Source organism: Halomonas sp. N3-2A (assembly GCF_002216165.1).
Classification (GTDB): Bacteria; Pseudomonadota; Gammaproteobacteria; order Pseudomonadales; family Halomonadaceae; genus Vreelandella.
On sequence record NZ_CP022286.1, the window covers coordinates 2,188,294 to 2,211,470 of the forward strand.

The 23,177-nt window shown below is 53.6% G+C and carries 6 protein-coding genes; 4 read left to right on the plus strand and 2 right to left on the minus strand.

What is annotated here, in order from left to right:
* Nucleotides 1-14 precede the first annotated feature (14 nt).
* The 4 genes from CEK60_RS10335 (at nt 15) to CEK60_RS10350 (ending at nt 5,816) form a co-directional block, all read left to right on the plus strand.
* Entirely contained in the window at nt 15-1,307 is a 1,293-nt protein-coding gene (locus CEK60_RS10335; RefSeq protein WP_089038948.1) for a lysine N(6)-hydroxylase/L-ornithine N(5)-oxygenase family protein, read from the plus strand.
* Between the two features lie 177 nt (nt 1,308-1,484).
* The gene (locus CEK60_RS10340; protein WP_089038949.1) at nt 1,485-2,330 is read left to right on the plus strand and encodes a formyltransferase family protein; all 846 of its coding nucleotides are present in this window, start codon (nt 1,485-1,487) and stop codon (nt 2,328-2,330) included.
* Between the two features lie 239 nt (nt 2,331-2,569).
* On the plus strand, nt 2,570-4,771 hold the full coding sequence (locus tag CEK60_RS10345; RefSeq protein WP_089038950.1) for a TonB-dependent siderophore receptor: 2,202 nt from the start codon (nt 2,570-2,572) through the stop codon (nt 4,769-4,771).
* A gap of 172 nt (nt 4,772-4,943) precedes the next feature.
* A complete protein-coding gene (locus CEK60_RS10350; protein ID WP_089038951.1) occupies nt 4,944-5,816 on the plus strand; it encodes an ABC transporter substrate-binding protein in 873 nt (290 codons plus the stop codon).
* Between the two features lie 74 nt (nt 5,817-5,890).
* Here the strand turns inward: CEK60_RS10350 and CEK60_RS10355 are convergent, their stop codons facing one another.
* Nucleotides 5,891-17,791 (minus strand): amino acid adenylation domain-containing protein, encoded by an 11,901-nt coding sequence (locus CEK60_RS10355; protein WP_089038952.1) that lies wholly within the window; start codon nt 17,789-17,791, stop codon nt 5,891-5,893.
* Between the two features lie 3 nt (nt 17,792-17,794).
* Nucleotides 17,795-23,161 (minus strand): non-ribosomal peptide synthetase, encoded by a 5,367-nt coding sequence (locus CEK60_RS10360; RefSeq protein ID WP_232471499.1) that lies wholly within the window; start codon nt 23,159-23,161, stop codon nt 17,795-17,797.
* Between the last annotated feature and the right edge of the window lie 16 nt (nt 23,162-23,177).

Consider the following 23,177-nt stretch of genomic DNA (forward strand, 5'->3'; position numbering starts at 1 on the left):
CCACGAGGACTCTTATGCATATTCACGACTTGATCGGCATCGGCTTCGGCCCCTCCAATATTGCCCTAGCCATTGCGCTCGACGAACAGCGCCAGGCAGGGCAAGCGAAGGATGCCTTGTTTATCGAGCGCCAGCCCTGCTTTGCCTGGCACCCGCATATGCTGCTGGAAAATGCCCATATGCAGATATCCTTCCTCAAAGACTTGGTAACGCCGCGCAATCCAGGTAGCCGCTTCAGCTTTCTCAATTACCTCCACAGCAAAGGCCGCCTGCAGGACTTTATCAACCTGCAGACCTTCTTCCCCAGCCGCCATGAGTTCAATGATTACCTAAGCTGGACGGCCAGCCACTTTGAACACCAGTGCGCCTATGGAGAGGATGTGTTTGAAGTACTGCCTGAAACTGACCACGACGAGGTGGCCTACCTCCGCGTGCGTTCACGGGATGAAAGCGGCGCAGTGCAGGAAAGGCTCACCCGCTCATTAGTGGTCAGCGTCGGTGGCGCGCCCAATGTGCCTGAATGCTTCGCTGGGCTAAAAGACGACTCGCGGGTCTTCCACTCCAGCCACTACCTTCGTGAACTGGCAAAGCAAGACGCCCCCAAACGCATCGCTGTGATCGGTGCGGGCCAGAGCGCCGCTGAGATATTTCTCGATCTGCACGGCCGCGAAGGCATTCAGGTGGATCTGATTAGCCGGGCATGGGCCTTTATACCCTCGGACGATAGCCCCTTCGTCAACGAGATATTCAACCCCGAATACACCGACTACGTGTTCAACAACCCCACCGGCCAGCGGGAAGCACTACTACAGGAGTACAAAAGCACCAACTATTCAGCCCCTGACTTGGCGTTGATCCAGGAAATTTACGATGTGTTCTACCAGCAAAAAGTAACCGGCCAGGCCCGCCACCGTTTCCGCCGCCGCCATGAGGTTATTGGCAGCGAAGCAGGCCCTGAAGGCGTTGAGCTACTTGTGCGCGATTTGGAGAGCGGCCATACGGAGCCAACCCGCTACGACGCAGTGGTGTTAGCCACCGGCTATGTACGCGACACCCATAAACGGCTGCTGGCCCCAATAGCTGAGTTCTTGCCGGAATATGCCGTTAACCGCAGCTACCAGCTCTATACCAAGCCTTCGTTCAAACCGGCGATTTTCCTACAGGGCTGCTGCGAACCCACCCATGGGTTAAGCGACACTCTGCTGTCGATTTTGGCGGCACGGACAAGTGAGATTTGTGAAGTGCTAAATCAGACAGAAGCCTCTTATGCCACTTCCCCCTGTAAGCAAGCAGCGGCTATATCTTAATTTTCACCTATTCACTTTTATAAAACGTACCTGTGGTCAGGCCACCTCTTGGCCACTGGGCGTGGCAATTAGATGCGGCTCTTCAATACGTTCTTGGTTAGAGCACAGGCGTTGAATCAGCATGGCTTACGCACCTTAAGACCACCACCATCTACTATTAAAAAGCATGGGTAAAACATGTCTAAACTAAAACTGGCTTATATCCTGTCACTGAGAAATGCTGCAGCCGATAAAGCGGGGCAATACATTGAGTATAAGGGGGAGAAACAGTACATGATGTCCCCTCTTGAGTATCTGGTGACATCTCTCAACGAGACTCCGCTAGGCGATGCCTACTCTCTGGAAACAGTGATTTATGATGACGATGAAGGCTCAATCAAAGATCAAGAGAAGCTCAAAGACTATGGCTTCTGTCGTCAACTTGGAAAGCCATGGATCTTGCCACAAGAACTCTCTATACAGGATCGCCACATTGACGATCTTTTCTATTCTATACCATCCACTTACCGACGCTTACCAATCGATTCCCTCGATAGACCCCTTGCGAAATCAACTTTCGAAAAAAGCTTGCTAGAGAAGTTAGCCGCCGTAGGGGCTGACGTCGTCGTTCTTGACGGGCTATTAGTCATCTTAGACGAACTTATCCGCCCCCAGAGCCCTTTTTATCGCAAGATCGTCAATATACATCCCGGTATTACACGCCAAGGATCTCTTTACCAAAGGCGTGGTGCCTCAGCAACACTCGATGCACTGTATGGAGCTCTGGGAAAAAGAGTTATTAACTGGCAGACAATGGAGACCGAAAGCGTTCCTGCTATCAACAAGACTGGCGCCTCACTCCATTATGTCGACAGCGGAATTGATTCTGGCGAGGTCATCTACGACTTATTAGAAACTGATATCGAACCAGATGACTCCATCATTGAATTACGGTGGCGAAACTTCAATAAAAGCCTCTTTCCCACGCTTCACGGGGGGTTGGAAGCTCTAAAAAACGATATCGCGGCTTCCTCAACATGCTGAATGAATTGAATAGCCGCAACATTAAATCAGGTAACGGCACTTCATGTTCCCCTATCTGTGAGCACGAAGCCATCGCACCATAATCTTAAGCCAATCCTCATTTTTTGATTTTAATTCAGGATTACCCCCTCCCGGATGCCCACACTAAGTTGACAGCGATATATTGATATTCATAATACAAACAATAACAATTAACATTTACATAAAATCAAAATGAACCTCATGCAAGGAGAACATTCGTGAACCAACCCTTTTTCCGCAAGCGGTGGCTAACGGCCGCAGTTGCTTTGGCTGCCTGCAGCACGTCGGCAGCTGTGCTTGCTCAAAATGCTGAGCAGAACACGCAATTGGATAGCAATGCGCCGAACACATTGCCTACAGTACACGTAACGGGTAATAGAATTTCAGGTGCATTACAACCCACTGAGGGATATACCGCCGATACTAGTCTCAGTGCCACCAAGACTGACACTCCTCTGATGGAGACAGCCCAGTCAGTATCCGTGGTCACACGCGAGCAGATCGAAGATCAAAGCGCGCAAACGATACAGCAAGCCCTACGCTATAGCCCTGGTGTGTTCACAGGCACCCGCAATGGCATTGGAGGTCGTGTTGATTTTATCAATATGCGCGGCTTTGGGGGCGTCGGCAGTATCGACAACATCTATTTTGACGGCCTTAAAATGGCTAGCGATGTTTCTGGCTATAATTCATTACAAATTGATCCCTATTTTCTTGAGCGGATCGATGTGTTCAAGGGGCCGACATCCGTTTTGTACGGGCAAAGCTACCCTGGTGGCTTGGTTGGGCTGACCAGTAAACGCCCTCTATTTTCATCTAGCCATGAGATCCAACTAGAAACGGGCAGCCATAATAAACGTACAGCTCGATTTGACGTCAGTGGCCCCATAGGGGAAAACCAACAGGTCGCCTATCGCCTAGTAGGGCTAGCCAGCGGTTCGGACAGTCAGTTCGACCATGTAGAGAACGAGCGCTATACCATTGCTCCCTCTTTGACGTTCTTGCCAACCGATGCGACATCATTAACCGTCATGGCCTACCTGCAGCACGAGCCAAATCGTGGTTACTATGGTTGGACACCAGCCGACGGTACGGTGCGAGATTATAATGGTAGACGGATTGATAATAACTTTTTTGATGGCGAGCCAGACGTCAATGGGTTCGAGCGTTATCAACGACTAATAGGTTACCAACTAGAACATCAATTCAACGATCAGTGGCAAGCTCGGCAGAACTTCCGCTTTACCTCTTCAAATATCGATTATGATTCAATTTATTCCAGTAGTTACGTTGGTGATAGTGATCTGCTAAATCGACGCGCAGCGAGAGCCGATGAATCCATGCACGCCTACCATGTAGATAATCAGCTACAGGGGAGTTTTACGACGGGGTCTCTGGAACATACACTACTGGCCGGTGTGGACTACCAGTACCAACGCAACTCGGGGGAATGGCAGTTCGGATCAGCGTCTCCCCTGGATGCTTTCAACCCACAGTACGGAAACACACAAATCACATACGCAGCGCCTACTAATTTCATCAACAAGGTGGAGCAGACTGGGGTTTACTTGCAGGATCAAATCAGCTTCAATCGCTGGCGTTTCAACCTGTCAGGGCGTCAGGATTGGGCTGACACCAGTACCGCCTATACCAACTTAGGCATGTCTTCTGAAAGCGACAATGAGAAGTTCACTAGCCGTGCCAGCTTATTGTATGCCTTTGATAACGGTATTTCCCCTTACGTCAGTTACTCGGAATCATTTCAAGCAGCATCCGCTACAAGGACTGATGCATCCGGAAACACATTAGATCCGAGTGAGGCCTCTCAGTACGAGACAGGTATCAAGTATCAACCACCCGGCAGCAATGACCAGTACACAGCCGCTTTATATCATCTAGAGCAGGAGAATGTTTCCGAAACCATTCCTAACACATCATTCTATGAGTCTATCGGAAAAGTACGTTCGCGCGGCTTAGAACTCTCTGCCATCTTACGTCCCACTGAACAACTTTCATTACTCGCCAACTATACATACACGGACATGGAGTACGTCGAGACCAACGATGAAACCCAAGGAAATACTCCTTATGCCGTGCCCCGTCATATGGCCTCTGCGTGGAGCAAATATGAATTCACGAAGGGGGCGTTAAACGGCCTGGGGATTGGCGCGGGAGTCCGCTACAATGACTCTACATGGGGCGATGAGGCCAATACGTTCCAAGTCAGCGGCTATACGCTAGTTGATGCCATGTTGGAATATGATCTGGGTGCGTTATCAAGCGACCTTGAGGGCATGGACTTGCAGGTCAATGCCAACAATCTGCTTGATAAAGAGTATACGTCCTCTTGCTCTAGCTTCAGGATTTGTCATTTTGGCGAAGAGCGCAATGTGACAGCAACCGCCAGCTATCGTTGGTAGGTGGCTTGTCCTATTGAGGAATTAAGAAAAACAAATTCAGGCTAAAATGAGAAATCGAGGTGCTTTTATACTCATAGGCATCTCGTTTTTTATTTAAACTCCCCTATTTTAATGACAGATCAAAAGCCAAAGTTTAATTTTTCATCTGTTAGTCAAGGTATACAAAGACGACATGACATCATCAGCCTATAAAAATCTTATGTTACCAATATTGCTTATATTAATTTTATTATCTGCGGCTAACGCTGATGATCAGCAGCGTGATGTTACTTTTGATTATGCGGTGGCAGATACGCTTAGTGCCTTACACCAACCACCCATTGCTTTAGCAGGCCTAGCACAATACAGGCAATTATACAAAGAACATTTACTTCCTGATACCTTTGATCTCGGACTTAGGTTTCAACCCAACCTTGAGTATCTTGCATCACTGAAACCTGATGACATAGTGATAGCACCACCAGCCCATCTGAACTTAGAAGACAAACTTTCCCGTATTGCTCATGTAGTAAAAATCCGGCCATTTATGCAAGGCCTGGATGTTTGGCTAAGCCTTGAACAATTGACCAGGGAGGTGGGGGAGCTGAATGGCGGGCAACAGCAGGCCGAAGCATTCATTGACTCTGTTGAAGCCAGAATGTCAGCGATTGCGGCACAGATTGGGAGGCCTGCAGAAACTCTACTGATTATCGAAATCCGAGACAACCAGCATGTGCGTGTCTATGGGCCAGGGAGCCTGGAAGATGCAGCTTTGACACGGCTTGGATTTGAAAATGCTTGGCAGGGGCCTACTAATAACTGGGGGTTCAGTACTCTTTCAGTTCGTGAAGCATTTGCACTAACAGGTCAAATCGTTGTTCTCCAGCCAGCTTATTCTCAAGACATATCTGGTTCAACATTACCAAAGTCAGGGCTATGGCAGCATTGGCTAGATGATACGTCGGTAAGTATGGAAAGAAACTATTGGCCATGGGGAGGCTTTCCTTCCATGCTCCGCTTTGCTGAATCTCTCCAAGAAGCACTACAAGCAGATACCCAAACTTAATCAAAGCGCGCTAAGCGTTCCTAGCGCGCTACTGAAACCACCTTAAGAGTTATAAACTCAAAAAATTATATTATTCAAAATAGGTTTTTCTCCACTTCGTACGAGTGTTGCCCAGCACTAACTCCTAACCGCTTCTCCAGCTGAGAGAGCAAGGCACTATCAGTAATGATTGAGAAATGATCATTGAGAGTCTCAATTGAGGTTTTCGGGACGCTATTCAACTGATTCGCCAGCGCCTGCTGTTCTTCCCAAGCTCTTCCCGCTTCCCACCAACAGTCCACTTCACAGTTTAACGCTGGCAAGGTATCAAGCTGCTGTGAAAGCAATTTCAGATAACGCGCCACACAAAATATCCGAGCAAGTGCTTCACTACCCAGTGCAGCATAACCCTCGCGGCCATGTATATCGGATGATGCTATTGATCTCTCCAACTTAATGGCAATTTCTTCCTCACTCGGCTCTTTCGTGTCCTCTTCATTACTTTCGAATGCTTCAAGCGAAGCACCTGGCAGTATGACCGATGAGAAACTAACAAGATCTCGCTGCCAGCTATCCTCACTATGCAGACCACCGCCCGGTATATAGGGATCTATCAAAGCCAGTTGACTCACATCTTGCCCGAGCCCTTCAAGTCGAGCCGCGATCATCGCAGCCAATGCCCCGCCAAGAGACCATCCTAATAGCCGATAGGGGCCCACAGGCTGTATGCGACGTATTGTCTCCACATAATCATCAGCCATTGCTTCAAGTGAGGAATCTCGATGCTGTGGATCGGTCAACATTCGGCTTGGCAGACCGTAAACCGTGCATACTCCGTGCAAGCGCCGGGCTAACGGCTGATAATCAAAAACTGTTCCCATTACGGCATGGATGCAGAACAGCGGTGGCTGATTAGCACACTCGCCATTTAACATGATAGTCCCTTTGGGCAGCGCCTCAGTGTTTTTCCTCACTCCCAGCAGATCAGCAATGGTCGGTTTCTGCATTAGGTCAAATAGCTTAAAGTTAAGCTGTGGTTCCTCTAAAACTTGTACTCGGCTCATCACTTGTAGGCTCAACAGAGAGTCTCCACCCAGCTCGAAGAAGTTGTCGGTCTCGCCGATCCGTTTAATGCCAAGCACTTCTTGCCATATCTCGGCGAGCTTTCGGGCTGCCCGCGTCGAGGGAGCGACATACTTGCGGCCTTCCTCAACATTAGGTTCAGGTAGTGCCTTGCGCTCCACTTTGCCGTTGGCATTTAGCGGCAGTGAATCGAGCATGATCACGACTCCTGGCACCATATAGTCAGGCAATCGTTGACCCAAACGCTCGCGTAGTATGGTGGTGTCGAGTTCAATGCCGACTTGGGGAACTACGTATGCCACTAGTCTCGAACCATTTAGGCCCTCTTGGGCGACCACAACCGTCTCACGAACCTCTGGCTGAGATAACAGTTCAGCTTCAATTTCTCCTAGCTCAATACGCAGGCCGCGGATTTTCACTTGGTGATCAAGGCGGCCCAGGTACTCGAGCTGGCCATCCTCCCGCCAGCGAACCAGATCGCCGGTGCGGTAAAGGCGTTCGCCTGCAGCAAATGGGTCGGCAACAAAGCGCTCCGCCGTTAAATCACTTCGATTGAGATATCCACGGGCCAGACTTACCCCGCCCAGGTATAACTCACCCGCTACACCCTGTGGGACGAGAGTGAGCTCATCATCTAATACATAGGTGCGGGTGCCACTGATGGGACGTCCAATGGGTATTTGACGTTGAGTGTCACCACGACACCACCAGTGAGTGACATGAATGGTAGTTTCGGTAGGGCCATAGAGATCGTGAAGGTTGGCACCACCCAGACACTCAGCCACATCCTTCTGTAGCGTGGCTGGAACGGCCTCGCCACCACACATAATATGCTTGAGGCGAGTTTTGGTCTTAACATCGGGATAGGTCAGGAAGGCCTTTAACATTGAGGGCACAAAATTGAGCGTGGTGACGCCGTGCCGCTGGATCAGCTCGATGATGCGCTCTGGATCCCGATGATCGCCCGGTTGGGCAATCACCAAACGTGCCCCGACACTTAGCGGCCAGAAAATCTCCCAGACTGAAACGTCAAAGCCGAACGGCGCCTTGTGCAGTACGGCATCCGCATCGGTGAGCTGGTAGGTCTCCTGCATCCAGGCCATGCAATTGGTCAAGGCATCATGGCGGATAGCGGCACCTTTAGGCCGCCCGGTGGAGCCTGAGGTATAGATCACATAAGCAAGATGCTCCCCATGGATCGCCACCTTTGGATTGATAGAGGCGTGATGTGCTACATCCAGACGATCCAACTCAACAACGCTTAGGCTATCAGCTACTGGCAATGACTCGCGCAAGTGATGCTGAGTCAGCAGCAGCTCAATGCCACTATCTTCGACGATAAAGGCCAACCGCTCCATGGGATACTCAGAGTCTAGCGGCACATAGGCGCCTCCCGCCTTAAGAATAGCCAGAAGCCCCACCACCATCTCAATGGAACGCTCTGCGGCAATACCTACCCGGGTTTCAGGGCGCACACCCAAGCCAATCAAATAGTGCGCTAAACGGTTGGCACGAATATTAAGCTCGCCGTAGCTGAGACGGTGCTCTGAGAAGATCAATGCCATTGCCTCTGGCGTCTTCATGGCTTGGCATTCAATCATTTGGTGGACTGGCTGACCACTGGGATGCTGGAGTGAGTTCTCGCCCCACTCGCTCAACAATTGCCGTTCGTCTTTTCCTAGCAGGCTTATGTCACTTAATGATTGCTGAGGCGCCTTTTGAAGACTATTTACAATGCCGACCAGTGCCGCACACATATAATCACACAACCGCTGAGCCCCGAGTTTGCGGCTAACCTGCCCCACTAGTTGAAACCCCTCCCCAAGGTCGTCTACTGACATCACAATTGGGTAGTTAGTACGACCTCGATTGCCCAGGGCTTTCATCCCTTCCCACGCCCGGCTAGTTGCATTCTCCCTCTCCAGAGTACTATAACGATAGTTCAATAAGGTTGAGAACAGTGGTGATCCTCCACCTACTCCGCTGCATCGCTGTGCTAGTCCGAGACTAGCATGCTCATGGTTCAACAATTCGGCCAACTCACTATGGGTCTGGCGTAAACAGTCGCCCATGCTGTTAGTACCTAGTCTAATACGAATAGGTAACGTGTTAATGAACATCCCAAGTGCTCTTTCGGCGCCTTCACTACCTTGCATACGGCCAAATAGTAGGGTGCCGAACACCACGTCGTCCCGCCCGGTCGTTTTACTCAGCACTTGCGCCCAGGCTAGGTGAAATAGGGTAGCGGTACTGACACCATGTCGCTGTGCCTGCTGTCGAACTTGTTGGGCCAGTTCTGCTGTCAGTGGTAAGCGAATCTCCTCAATACCACTGCCATCGCCACGTACATCCAGTAATCCGAATGGAGCAGTAGGCTCCTCAACATCGCCCAATTTTTCTCTAAAGAAGGCTTCATGCTCTGTCTGACTCACTCCCAACCTTGCCTGTGCTACGAAGTTTCGGAATGGCAGCGGTTTGGGTAACTCACCTTCTCGTCCTTGCTGGATTAGGGCAATCTCGTCCACTAGCAGATCAAGTGTGGTGTGATCCAGCACCAAGTGGTGGCTGGGCAGTTGCAGTAGCCATCGTCCTTGCTCAGCATCTTGTGCCGCAATAACTCGTACCATCGGCGCCTGGCGTACATCGATGCGATAATGTTCAGGATCAACATGAGCATTTAGTCGCTCAGAAACGCTGCACGAAACACTGGTTTCTTCCATTTCCAGCCATTCCACCTCTAGGGAGGCGTACCGATACACTACTTGCACTGGTTCATGAAGCCCTTCCCAGAGTACTGCAGTGCGCAGAATATCGTGACGGGCAATAAGTTGATTGAAACCAGCAACGAACTGCTCAAGTCGTTCCTTACTATCAAAACCAAGTAAGCAAGGGAGTACATAAGTGTCACCCTCTTCCTGAAACCGGTGATGGAACAGGATGCCCTCCTGTAATGGCGCCAGAGGGTAGATATCTTGGATATTAGTCGCTCCGCTAGGTACTGCGTTTTCTATGCGACTGATTTCATCACTATCCAGATCGATCAGTGTCAGCATGTCCGGCTGGATCGACTGACAATGCTCTGGAATCCTGTTGGGCGGTACAACCAGTTTTTTCCTATCAGGCTCTAGGGACAGCGCCTTGGCAAAGGCCGCTAGTTCGGGCGACTGGAACAACGTCCGTACTTGAGACTCCAGGCCTCGAACTCGCATACGCTCAAGCACACTCAGTGCCAGCAGCGAATGCCCCCCTAACTCGAAGAAGTTGTCGTGGCGACCGACCCGTTCGACACCCAGCACCTCGCTCCAAATCGCCGCTAGCGTCTCTTCAGTCTCACCTTGGGGCGGAACGTATTGCGAGCTACTGGCAAAGTCGGGCTCGGGCAATGCCTTGCGATCCACCTTGCCGTTGGGCGTTAGTGGCAAGGCATCGAGCATCACCACCACACTTGGCACCATATAGTCGGGCAATACTTGCCCCAGGCGTTCGCGTAGCTCGGCCGTATCGATCGATTCATGTGGCTGGGCGACGGCATAAGCCACTAACCTAGCTCCTCCTGGCCCTTCCTGGGCCACCACTACCGCTTCTCGTATTACATCAAACTCCACCAACCGAGACGCTATCTCTCCCAGCTCAATGCGTTGGCCTCGTATCTTGACCTGCTGATCGGTGCGTCCGATGTATTCAAGTACGCCATCAGTGCGATAGCGGGCCAGATCGCCTGTCCGGTAAAGCCGCTCTCCAGGCACATTGGCAAACGGGTTGGGCACGAAGCGCTCCGCCGTCAGCTGCGGCTGATTCAGGTAACCCCGCCCAACACCAACACCGGCGACATATAGCTCGCCACTTCCCCCCGTTGGTAGCGGGTTCAGTTGGTTGTCGAGGACGATTAACTGGGTGTTATCGGCTGGTTTGCCGATTGGCACTACGGCTACGTGCTCGTCATCGTCGCTACGCAGCAAGTGCAGGGATACGTCATCGGCACATTCAGCAGGGCCATAGGCATTGACCAATGGGATCTCCGGATAGCGCGCAAACCATTGGCGTACTAGCTCGGAGGTAGAGGCTTCCCCCGTGGGCAGCAGCCAGCGCAGTGCTGGCAGGTCGACTGGGGCAGAGTTCAACATTCCCTGGATCACTGCAGGTACGCTTTGCAGTACCGTGACGCCGTTGTCGCGCACATAAAGGAGCAACGCACTGGGGTCGCGTGCAATCTCATCAGGCACGATCTCGATGCTGGCGCCACACAACAGCCCCGCCAGCGTTTGCCAGACGGAGATATCGAAACTCAGCGCTGCAGTCTGGGCGATGACATCGCTGGCCGACAGATCCAGGTAGGGAACCTTGCTCAACTGGTTATTGAGCATGCCACGATGGCTAACGACGACACCCTTGGGTTCGCCGGTGGAACCAGAGGTATAGATGACATAAGCGGCCTGATCAGGGTGCACCGGTACGGTGATATCACCCTCTAGCCCTTCCGCCACGGCTAGTTCCTCAAACACAAACATCTGCGGCGGGTTGGGCATGGATGCAAGCACAGCTTCGAAACGCTGTGTCTGCTTAGCGGTGACAACCAGAACTGATGCCCGACTGGATGCCAGCATATCGACGATACGCTGATCAGGAAGCCGGGTATCCAGCGCTAGATACGCACCGCCAGCCTTGAACGTACTTAGAATCATGCTCGGTAACGCCAAGCCACGCTCGGCATGCAGGGCTACGACGTCATCCTTCTTCACCCCGGCTTGCCGCAGCGCCTGGGCAATGCGATTAGAGGTGCCTTCTAGTCGATCATAAGTGAGCGACTCTCCCTGGTGGCGAACGGCAACTTGGTGTGGATGCTGTCGTACCTGCTCACGGAACAAGTCGATATAGCCTCGTTCAAAGGGATAAGCAACCGATGGCCCACTGCACTGTGCCCGCTGCGCCTCTATCTCATCTACCGGCAATATTTCCAATTCATGATAGGGAGCGTCAGGTCTGTCAATAATTTGCAAGAGGATTTGACGGAAGCCCGAGAGCAGTCTCTCGACCTCAGAGCCGTCAAACTTTCGGGCGTCGTAAGAGAGCTGCAACATCAATTGCTCTCCAGGCACTACCACTACGGTCAAGGGATAATTAGTGTGGGTGCGGTTCCCCTTGATGGACACATGAAGATCTTCAATTTTCTCCGTGATGCTGGCATCTATCGGCGCATTTTCGAATACAAAGAGGCTATCGAATAGACTGCGCCCTTGTAGCCCTTCTCCTAGCGATTGAATTTCCACTAGCGGCAGATGCTCGTATTGACGCATCTCCAGGTTTTTCGCCAATAGTCCATGCAGCCAATCAAGGACAGATGTTTGCGGCGAAGGCGCTGACACACGTAGAGGAATCGTGTTGATAAACAGCCCCATCGTCTCCTGTATGCCCTCCAGTTCTAGCGGACGCCCAGCTACTGTCACGCCGAATAGGATGTCATCCACCTGAGAAAGCCGCCCTAACAGCAGTGCCCATGCCCCTTGTACGATCGTATTGATAGTCAATTGATGCTGTCGGGCAACGCTCTGTAGTCCTGCACTCTCATCGTGGGAGAGCGAGGAGAATACATCAGCCACCGTGGCAACGCTGTTGAGCGAACCGTGCGGTTTAAGATAAGGAATCGGCGTTACCTCATCGAAACCTTCAAGCTCATGTTGCCAATAGTTGCGTAGCACATTGGCATTCTGCTGCTGCAACCAAGCAATAAAATCACGATATGGCCTTGGTTGCGTCAACTCGTGACTCGTCCCGAGACGATAGGCATCGTAGTAGTGGAAAAAATCGCTGAGCAGCAGGGAACGACACCAGGCATCCATCAGGATATGGTGGAAACTCTGTACGACGTAGAACAGGTTCTCCGCCAGTTGAATAAGGCGTATCTTTAGCAGTGGTGGCCGTTCCAGATCGAAGCCATCATCAAGTTCCTGACGCAATAACTCCGACAAGCGACGATCGGCCTCATCCTCATCAATGCCGTGCCAATCGATATATTCCACTGGTGAAGGGGCTTGCCGATATACCACTTGCAACTGCATCTCTTCGGTGCGCCAAACAAACCCTGTACGTAGCACCTCATACCGTTCGACGACTCGCTGCCATGCTTTCTCGAAAGCATTGACATCAATCGGCGAAGCAAACCGATAGCGATCCTGCATCATGTACATACCCGCGCCCGGATTGAGCAGGGTATGCAATAGCAGCCCTTGCTGCATCGGCGCCAACGGGTAGATGTCCTCAACATTGGCGACATCCAACCTCAAATCGTCCAGTTGCCCTTGACTCAGCCCCGCCAGCGGGAAGTCCGATGGCGTAGCGCCACGAACTCCGCTATCACAGTGTTCAAGAAGTGCCTCTAGTTGCGCTTGGAAGCTTGCTTGCAAGGCATGCATCGCTGCCTCGCTGTGAATCTCACGACTGTAATTCCAGTCAAAGCGCAGTTGGCCCTTCTGAACCCAGGCCACCACCTCAATCCAGGTACGGCGTTCACTTTGCGGCGCGCGTGGCTGCCCTGTGCTCTCTTTGGCTAGCCGCCAGGCCGCATCGCCCTGCAGGGAGCGGTCAAACTGGCCTAGATAATTGAAGGTGACCTGGGGGTAGGCACCGCCGACCAGCGCGGGTTCCTCTTTCAAATAGCGCAACACGCCGTAGCCAAGCCCCTTGTCGGGCACTTGGCGAAGCTGCTCCTTGATGGCTTTTAGGCTCGAGCCCGGTTCCGCATTACCTGGCGTCAGGCGAACCGGGTAGAGCGAGGTGAACCAGCCCACGCTGCGACTGAGATCGATACCGTCGAACAGGTCTTCGCGGCCATGGCCTTCCAGTTCGATTAGTACACTGTCTCGCTCCGCCCATTGGCACAGGGCGCTCGATAGTGCAGTGAGGAGCAGATCATCCACCTGGGTGCGGTAGGCTTTATGCACTGGCCCCAGCAGTTGTATGGTTGCCTCAGTAGACAAGCTGCCGGCAAGTGATGCGGTATCGGCAACGGTGTTGCTGCCCAGGAGATTCTGTGCCGGTAGGCTAGGCTCCGGCTCTTTGACAAGACCTTCCCAATAGGGGCGTTGCTCAGCCAACGCCTCCGATGTGGCGTAGTCGGCCAGGGCGCGCGCCCATTCATCAAGCGAGGTGGTGGCTGGTGGCAGATCGAGCGCCTTTGCTGCACTTAACTGCGTGTAGGCCGTTTGCAGGTCGTCGAGAATCACGCGCCACGAGACGCCGTCTACCACTAGGTGGTGAGCTACTAGCAGCAATCGCCCACCATACTCGCCTCCCAGTTCCATCCAGATGGCACGGAACGGCCGCTCCAGGCTTAGGCTGTGTTGCGCAGTGCCGGCGGCCTGGATGATAGCCTGCGCCAGATCTGCATGATCGCTCAGGTCGAGGTGCTCGAAGAGATCACCAGCCAGCTTGCCATAGACTTGTTGCCAGCTATCGCCAACGCGCTCATAGCGCAGCCGCAAGGCACCATGGTGATCTACCACTGCCTCAATGGCACGCCGTAGCAGCGCGGCATCTACATCACTGGCCGCTTCCAGCATCAACGACTGATTCCAGTGATGTGGCTCGGCGAAGTTCTGCTCGAAGAACCAGCGCTGTACCGGCAGCAGTGCGAAGGGGGCGACCTTATCTGGTACAGCCACTTGTTTAGGGTTGGTAGCCGCCAAGGGAGTGGCCATCGCCGCTACGGCGGCAATAGTCTGCCCTTCCATCAACTGCTTGGGTGTTACCTTGTAGCCACGCTTGCGCGAGCGCGCGACGATCTGCAGGCTGAGAATGGAGTCGCCACCCAGCTCGAAGAAGTTGTCATTACGTCCCACCTGGTCGCAGCCGATTACGTCGGCCCAGACTGCTGCCAACGCCTCCTCTGCTTCTCCCTGGGGAGCTTCAAAGGCTTTGCCACTACCGGTTTGCACCGGCTCGGGCAGCGCCTTGCGATCCAGCTTGCCATTGGCGGTTAGCGGTAAGGCATCCAACCGCACCATGGCGCTGGGTACCATATAGTCCGGCACGCGCTCGCCAAGCCGCGCGAGTAATGCGGCGTCATCGACGCCGCTCCCGGCGGCTATCACCACATAGGCGTACAGTTGTGCGCGGCCTTCTTCGTTTTCCCGTGCAATTACTTCAGCTTCTGCAATATCAGGCTGATCGCGCAACAGGGCAGCAATCTCGCTCGGTTCCACCCGATAACCGCGAATCTTGACCTGATCATCCGCACGGCCAAGGAACTCCAGGCTACCATCGGCCAGTTGGCGCACCCGGTCACCGCTGCGATAGAGCCGTTCGCCTGCATGGAAGGGGCTGGCGACGAAACGTTCCGCCGTTTGCCCCTGACGCTGTAGATAGCCGTGAGCCAGCCCGGGGCCACCCAAGTAGAGCTCCCCAGCAACGCCTTGCGGCACCGGATTAAGCCAGGGATCGAGTACATAGGCCTGAGCATTGGCCAGCGGCGCGCCGATCGGCACGCCGCTGGCAGCTTGATCGGCCATATCGGCTTGCTGGGTGAGAATACCTACCGTGGTTTCCGTAGGACCGTAGTGATTAAGCACCTGGCAGGTTGGCTTGAGTTCGGTGAGACGTTCCAGTAGCGCCCAGTCGGTCGCTTCGCCGCCCAGAATCAGGCGCTCGTACGGAAGCACGTCAGCCGGAGTTGCCGCACTCAGCAGCGCCCGCAGGTGGCTAGGCACAATTTTGAGCACATCCACCTGCTGTTCGCGCATATAAGCCGCAAAGGCATCCGGGTCGAAGGCGCACTCGGGGGAAATAAGATGCAAGGTACGCCCGGTGCACAAGGCACCAAACAGCACGGTATGGCCCAGATCTGCCGCCACCGTCGACACCATCGCCATGTTGCGGGCACCTTTTGGTAGCGCCAGCGCCTCCAGAACACCCTGCACGTAATTGGCCAGAGCACCGTGACTTACCGCCACCCCCTTGGGCTTGCCCGTAGAGCCAGAGGTATAGATCACATAGGCGGTCTGCTGAGGATGGATGACGGGTAGTTCGTGCTCAGTTGCAGCCGGCATATCATTAGCAAACGCCAGCGCCATTACCTGAACGTCACCGCTCCAGTCGCACGCCGTACTGCTCAACATTAAACGAGCGCCACTGTCAGCCAGTTGATAGGCCAAGCGCTCCGCTGGCAGTTGTGGATCAAGCGGCACAAACGCCCCGCCCGCTTTGAGTACGGCGAGGATACCCAGCACGTACTCGCATGAACGATCGGCGTGAATGGCAACACGCACCTCGGGGCCTACGCCTTCTGCGATTAGTGCTTGTGCCAGACGCTGGGCTCGAGCATTCAGGCTGGCATAAGTGATGCCATGATCCGGCTCATCTTGCATCGCAAGTTGTTGGGAATGTTCTTCGACGGCTTGATCCCAGAGCTTTGTGACGCTGCCGCAAGAAAATGTGGTTGACTTGCCTGCAAGCGCCGAAGTCGGGGCTGGGATTTCGAGCGATGCCAACGGTGTATTAGGCTCTTTAAGAACCTGCTCAGCTAGGCTTTGCAGTGCTCCGGCGAGTCGCTTGATTGTCTGTTCGTCAAACAGTGCCATCGCATAGGCAAAGACACAGCGAATACCATCGGAGGAATCGGTAAAATCAAAGCTTAGATCGAAGTGAGCATCACCACCGCTGAGTTCTTCAAGATGTACCTTTAAATCACCTACGCTCTTTTCTCTTTCCAGCTCTTTCTGCTGGGTGCACTTGACCTGGAATAGCGGATGTACACCAGGCTGGCGCTCAGGTTGTAACGCTTCTACCAGAGTATCGAAAGGAATATCCTGGTAGTCCTGTGCATCAAGCACGGTTTCTTTAACGGCGCCTAATAAACTGGCAAACCCTTTGGTAGGATCTAATAAAGTTTTCAGCACTTGAACATTGAGCAGATAACCAATCAAACCATGTGTTTCAGCTCTGTTGCGATTCACACTTGGAGAGCCTATCCGTATATCGCTCTGTCCACTGAAGCGATGTAGCGTCAGCTTTAAAAGTGACAGCATCACCATATACAGTGAAGCGCCATGCTCACGGGCTAACTGGTGAATGCCGTGGCTCACTTCACGAGATAATTGAGCATGACATTGGCTGACTTTCGATGTTTCCTGGGAGCCTCTTGGGCGATCAAAAGGAAGATCCATCGGCGTGTGCGAGTCCCCCAGACGCTGGCGCCAGTGGTCTAGCTGCTGCTCCTTTTCGCCAGCCTCGAACCAACTTCGCTGCCACATCGCATAATCACCAAACTGGATGGGTAACGAAGGTAGTGCAGCATTGCGTTGTTGGATTCGGGCTTCGTAAAGCTCGAACAACTCACCGATGAGCAACTGAACCGACCAACCGTCACAAGCGATATGGTGCAATACAATGGCAACCGCATAATGGTTAGTATTCAACTGGTAAATTGCCATGCGGAATGGCGGTTCAACATCAAGCGCAAACGGGCGCTGAGAGAACTCGCCGATAAGGCGCTGTAGCTCTTTTTCCTGCCCTAACTCGTCGTGGTGCTGCAAATCATCGTGTAATACCGGAACCCGCCAGCCACTGAGAACCTCCTGCAGAGGCTCTCCATCCTCGCTCTGAGGATATATTGTGCGGAGTACTTCATGACGCATCACAAGGTCATTCACACTCGACTCGAATGCAGCAACATCCAGTGGGCCTTGCAAATGAAACACACCGGGCATGTTATAAGCCGGGCTTGCCGGATCAAGCTGCCATGTCAGCCATAAGCTACGCTGCGAATATGACAACGGAAATTGCTCAGCTCGGGTAGCCTGCACGATAGGAAGCTCACGAAAATCGATGCCACTACTTCTCAGCTTATTCAGAAAACTTCGCTGCGCATCGAGCTTTAGTTCTGCAAAACGTTGAGCAATCTTTCTTTCGTCCAATTCCATGTTTCACCCTTCCAATTCGTTGAGCAGTTGATCCATAGTGGAGAGCCGCTTCGCGCGACCACCATCGGCATTCACCTGTTTTAACGCGACTTGTGTTGCCATTTCCGCCAGCGTCGGATATTCGAATATCAGCCGTACTGGCAACGCCTCACCAAAGCGCTGCGTGAAACGTGCCGATATCTGAATTGCTGTAAGCGAGTGGCCTCCTACCTCAAAGAAGTTGTCATGACGGCCCAACTGTTCCCCCCCCAACACTTCGGACCAGATCGCCGCTAGCGCTTCTTCCACCTCACCTTGAGGCGGTTCATACTGCGAGCCACTGGCTAACTCCGGCTCGGGCAGGGCCTTGCGATCCACCTTGCCATTAGCATTCAGCGGCAGTGCCTCGAGCGTGACCACGACGCCCGGCACCATATAATCCGGTAGCTTTTGACCCAGCGCTTCACGTAGTGAGCTGGTGTCGAGTTCACTGTCGGCTTGGGGAACTACATAAGCGACTAACCTAGAACCACCGGGGCCTTCTTGGGCGACCACCACCGCTTCGCGAACTTCCGGCTGAGCTAATAGCTCGGCTTCGATCTCACCTAGCTCGATCCGCAAGCCACGGATTTTTACTTGATGATCAAGGCGGCCCAGGTATTCGAGCTGACCATCATCACGCCAACGCACTAGGTCACCAGTGCGATAGAGGCGTTCGCCCTCTGTGAACGGATCCGCTACAAAACGCTCCGCCGTTAGATCACTGCGATTGAGATATCCACGAGCCAGGCTTACTCCCCCCAGGTACAGCTCTCCCGCCACGCCCGGTGGAACCAGGTTGAGTCCACCATCCAAAACGTAGGTACGAGTACCGCTGATAGGCCGCCCAATGGGTATTTGTCGATGGGTTTCATCACGGCACCACCAGTGCGTGACGTGAATAGTGGTTTCGGTGGGGCCATAGAGATCATGTAAGTGGGCACCATCAAGACACTCAGCTACATCTTGCTGCAGCGTCGCTGGAACGGCCTCACCACCGCACATAATATGCTTGAGCCGTGTTTTGGCCTTGACATCAGGATAAGCCAGGAAAGCCTTGAGCATTGAGGGCACAAAGTTGAGCGTGGTAACGCCTTGCCGCTGGATCAGCTCGATAATGCGCTCAGGATCCCGATGGTCGCCTGGTTGGGCAATCACCAAACGTGCCCCGACACTTAGCGGCCAGAAAATCTCCCATACTGAAACGTCGAACCCGAACGGCGCTTTGTGCAGTACAGCATCCGCATCGGTGAGCTGGTAGGTCTCCTGCATCCAGACCATGCAGTTGGTTAAGGCATCATGGCGGATGGCGGCGCCCTTGGGTCGCCCAGTGGAGCCCGAAGTGTAAATCACGTAGGCGAGGTGCTCGCCGTGCAGCGCCACCGCTGGATCGGTAGAGGCGTGATGTGCAACGTCCAGCCGATCCAACTCAACAACGCTTAGGCCATCCGCTACCGGCAGTGACTTGCGCAAGTGGTGCTGAGTCAGCAGCAGCTCAATGCCGCTATCTTCGGCGATGAAGTCCAGCCGCTCCGAGGGATACTCCAGATCCAGCGGCACATAGGCGCCACCCGCCTTGAGAATCGCCAGCAACCCCACCACCATCTCGATGGAGCGCTCCATAGCGATGCCCACTCGGGTCTCTGGCTTTACGCCAAGGCCGATCAAATAGTGTGACAGGCGGTTCGCGTGGGTATTAAGTTCAGCGTAGCTGAGTGACTGATCAGCAAATACGAGCGCCGTGGTTTCAGGGATTGCCGCCGCTTGTTGCTCAATCAAATGATGAACTGGCGCAGCATCGGAATATCCTTGAGTGTTTACTCCCCATTGGATAAGTTGCTGCTGCTCAGAATTTTCAAGCAACTCGATATCACCCAGTGCCTGCCCTGGTGACATAAGCAACCTTTGCAGCAATGTCTCAAAATATCCCGCAAGGCGCTGAATGGTCTCAGGCTCGAACAGCCCCGACGCGTAAACCATGCTAAATTTCAGCTGTCCATCAGGGGACTCCCGCACCTCTAGTGTTAAATCGAACTGAGCATCCTGCTGTAGAAACCCTGACTCAGTCAGTGTCAAATCGGGCAATGTCTGAAAGCCAGAGAGATCCTCTTGCCGATAGTTGAACATGACTTGGACAAGTGGGTTATGAGTCGAATTACGTGTGGGCTGTAGCGCTTCAACAAGCTGCTCAAAAGGTAAGTTTGAGTGCGCCAGGGCACCGATAACAGCATCTTGACACTGTGTCAGTATCGTTTCAAATGAGTGGCGACTATCGATGTTATTGCGCAATACCAAGGTATTAACAAAAAACCCGATTACCCTCTCTATTTCCTGACGCTGCCGATTAGCCACCGGCACTCCCACGCGGATCTCTTGCTGCCCGCTATACCGGTGCAACAGTCCTTGAAAGGCTGCCAAGAGCACAGTGAAAAGGCTTATATTCTGACTCTCGGCGAGTCGGCGCAGGCCCACTTGGAGCTCGTTGGAAAGAGAAAACCCATGCTGACCGGCACGCTTGGCCGTTGACGCCTGCCGGGGATGGTCGGTTGGCAAGTCCAACACAGGGTGCTCGCTGCCAAGCTGTTGTTGCCAATAAGCAAGCTGTCGCTCTCCCTCACCGTCTGCCAGCCAGTCACGCTGCCAACTTGCATAGTCAGCGTATTGGACACTCAACTCAGGCAACTGAGCAGGCTCACGGCGCATATGGGCACGATAAAAGGCCACCAACTCATCGAGTATGATCTGCATCGATACGCCATCGGAAATAGTGTGATGCATGACCACGACCAAGGCATAGGCATCGTCGCTCACACACAGCAACGCAGCTCGCAACAGCGGGCCTGTTGAGAGATCGAACGGCTCATCATTTATCCGTCGTATCGTGTCATCTTCACGCTGCTGAGCTTCCTCAGCAGGCATGCCACGAAAATCGACGACTTCCAGGTCAAAGGTAGGGTCAGGCCTAATTAACTGTTTAGGCCCCCCATCCTTATCAACGTAAAACAGAGTACGCAACGACTCATGCCGGGCTACCAAACCGTCAAAGGCATCACGCATTGCTGCAGTGTCCAATTGGCCTGATAAACGCAGAACGCCACCGATATGGTAAGCCGTACTCTCAGGTTCTAGTTGCCATAAAAACCATAGGCGTTGCTGGTCATGGGAGAGAGGCAGTGGCTCGGCACGGTGTGTAGGTGACAATATTGGGATCGGCGAGCGCCCCGAATTGGCATGATCACTGCTGATACGCTCGACTTCATTTGCCATAGCGCCCAGTGAGGAGTGTTCAAACACTGACTTAGCTGAAAAATCAATCACCCAATGATCGCTAATGCGTGAAGCCAACTGCACCGCCGCCAGAGAATTACCACCGCTGGCGAAGAAGTGGGCGTCTCTTCCTAGTGGCTTACTTTGCGACAGGGTCTCGTCATCCCCCAGCACTTGACGCCAGAGCTTCGCTAACGCCTGCTCCGTTTCGCTCCCAGATTCCGCGGTAGATTGCGATGCCTTACTACCACTGGCGTCATCGCCGCCGCCGCTGACAAAATGCCCAAAGGCGTGAATGGCGTAGGCATCCAGGCTACCCGCTTCCCAGCCTTGGCGGCAGGCACTGCGCTGCAGTTTGCCGCTGGAGGTTTTGGGGAGACCGCCAGGGTTGAGTAGTAGCGCGACAGAAAGCGGCTCATGGCAGGCGGATCCTACCGTCTCACTGAGCGCCTCGATCAGCTTTTCAGCGGGTACCAGTTTCTGCATACCACGGGAGACTTCTGCCGCAACGCCGATCCCTTCGGCGCCTTTCGGCGTGGTCACGGCAAAGGCCGCCACGCGCCCTTTGCGCACTGCTTCCACTTCCGCCTCAACAGCGCTCTCAATATCCTGGGGGTAGACGTTATGGCCGCGCAGAATGATCAGGTCTTTAATACGCCCGGCGATATACAACTGCCCTTGGTGTAAAAAGCCTAAATCGCCGGTGCGTAGCCAGCGATCGTCTTGGGCGTTATGGCCTTCTGCTTCGGCATCGTGAGCATCGCTATCGTGAGCACCGGTACGTTGCCAGCTAACGCCATCACGAGTGACAAAGGTTTTGGCTGTTGCTTCGGGGTTGTGCCAATACCCATGTGCCACGCTTGGCCCGTTGACCCAGATCTCGCCGACGTCTCCTTCGGGCAAAGAATGAAGCCCCTCGGGATCGACAATGTCGATTGTGTGATCTGGCTCTGGGGTGCCGCAGCCTACCAGCGTATTGCCTTCAACCGCTGAAGCGGCCTTCCCCTCGGCCAGCGACTGTTGCGAAAAAGCCGTGCCCACTACGCCTGTCCCGCGTGAATTGCAGCTGACCAGCAGCGTGGCTTCAGCCAAGCCATAGCAGGGTGCAGCGGTATCAGCGGCGAAGCCCGCCGGGCGGAAGCGTTCAATAAAGCCAGTGAGGGTTGCGTGGCGTACCGGCTCGGCGCCTGAGAACGCGACCCGCCAGCTAGACAAATCGAGTGTCTCAATCTGTTCGTCGCGGAGTCGCTCAAGGCACAGCCGGTAGGCGAAATCGGGGCCACCACTGATGGTACCCCCGTAGCGAGAGATCGCTTCCAGCCAGCGTATCGGCCGCTGCAGAAAGAAGGTCGGGCTCATCAGCACGGCGGGAATGCCACGATAGATAGGCTGCAGCAGGCCCCCGATCAGCCCCATATCGTGATAAAGCGGCAGCCAACTGACGAAGACATCATCAGCACCTATTGAGAAACCTGTCTCGATAGCGCGCTCATTAGCCATCAGATTGCCATGGCTGACCATAACGCCTTTGGGCGTGGCCGTGGAACCGGAGGTGTATTGCAAAAAGGCGAGATCATCACGCTTTGGGTGATGCTCGACCCAGTGTTCAGCGCGACTCTCATCTACAGCATCCACGGGGATCAATTCCGCACTACCGAAGCCTTCACTTGCCGATGCGACCACATCGATAATCGTCGTAGAGGTAAGCACACAAACAGCCTGGGAGTCGGCGGCAATAGCGAGCAGGCGCGCCAGGTGCTGCTGCTTGGCCGACTCGGGAGGGAAGACCGGCACGGCAATCACCCCGGCATACAGGCAGGCGAAGAACGCCACCACATAGTGCTCATCGTTATCCAGCAGGATCAAGGCACGCTCACCAACCGCGAACCGCTGCTGTAGCTCGCTGGCCAAAGCACGCGAACGCCGCTCCAGGGTGGCGTAATCAAGGGTGGTTTCACCTTGAGCGTTCACCACAATCAGCGCCCTGTCGCTGGGCCTTTCACGGGCTAAGCGACTTAAATGCTCGACATAACTTTTAAAAGCATCGTTTCTAAAAGCATCGTTATGGGACGGGTGGCTGTTCATTGTCTGGGCGTGCCTT

What these genes read in the sequence shown, in the direction of transcription:
- CEK60_RS10350 (WP_089038951.1), top strand. Translation starts at nt 4,944, where the DNA reads ATGACATCATCAGCCTATAAAAATCTTATGTTACCAATATTGCTTATA.
- CEK60_RS10335 (WP_089038948.1), top strand. Translation starts at nt 15, where the DNA reads ATGCATATTCACGACTTGATCGGCATCGGCTTCGGCCCCTCCAATATT.
- CEK60_RS10360 (WP_232471499.1), bottom strand. Translation starts at nt 23,161, where the DNA reads ATGAACAGCCACCCGTCCCATAACGATGCTTTTAGAAACGATGCTTTT.
- CEK60_RS10355 (WP_089038952.1), bottom strand. Translation starts at nt 17,791, where the DNA reads ATGGAATTGGACGAAAGAAAGATTGCTCAACGTTTTGCAGAACTAAAG.
- CEK60_RS10340 (WP_089038949.1), top strand. Translation starts at nt 1,485, where the DNA reads ATGTCTAAACTAAAACTGGCTTATATCCTGTCACTGAGAAATGCTGCA.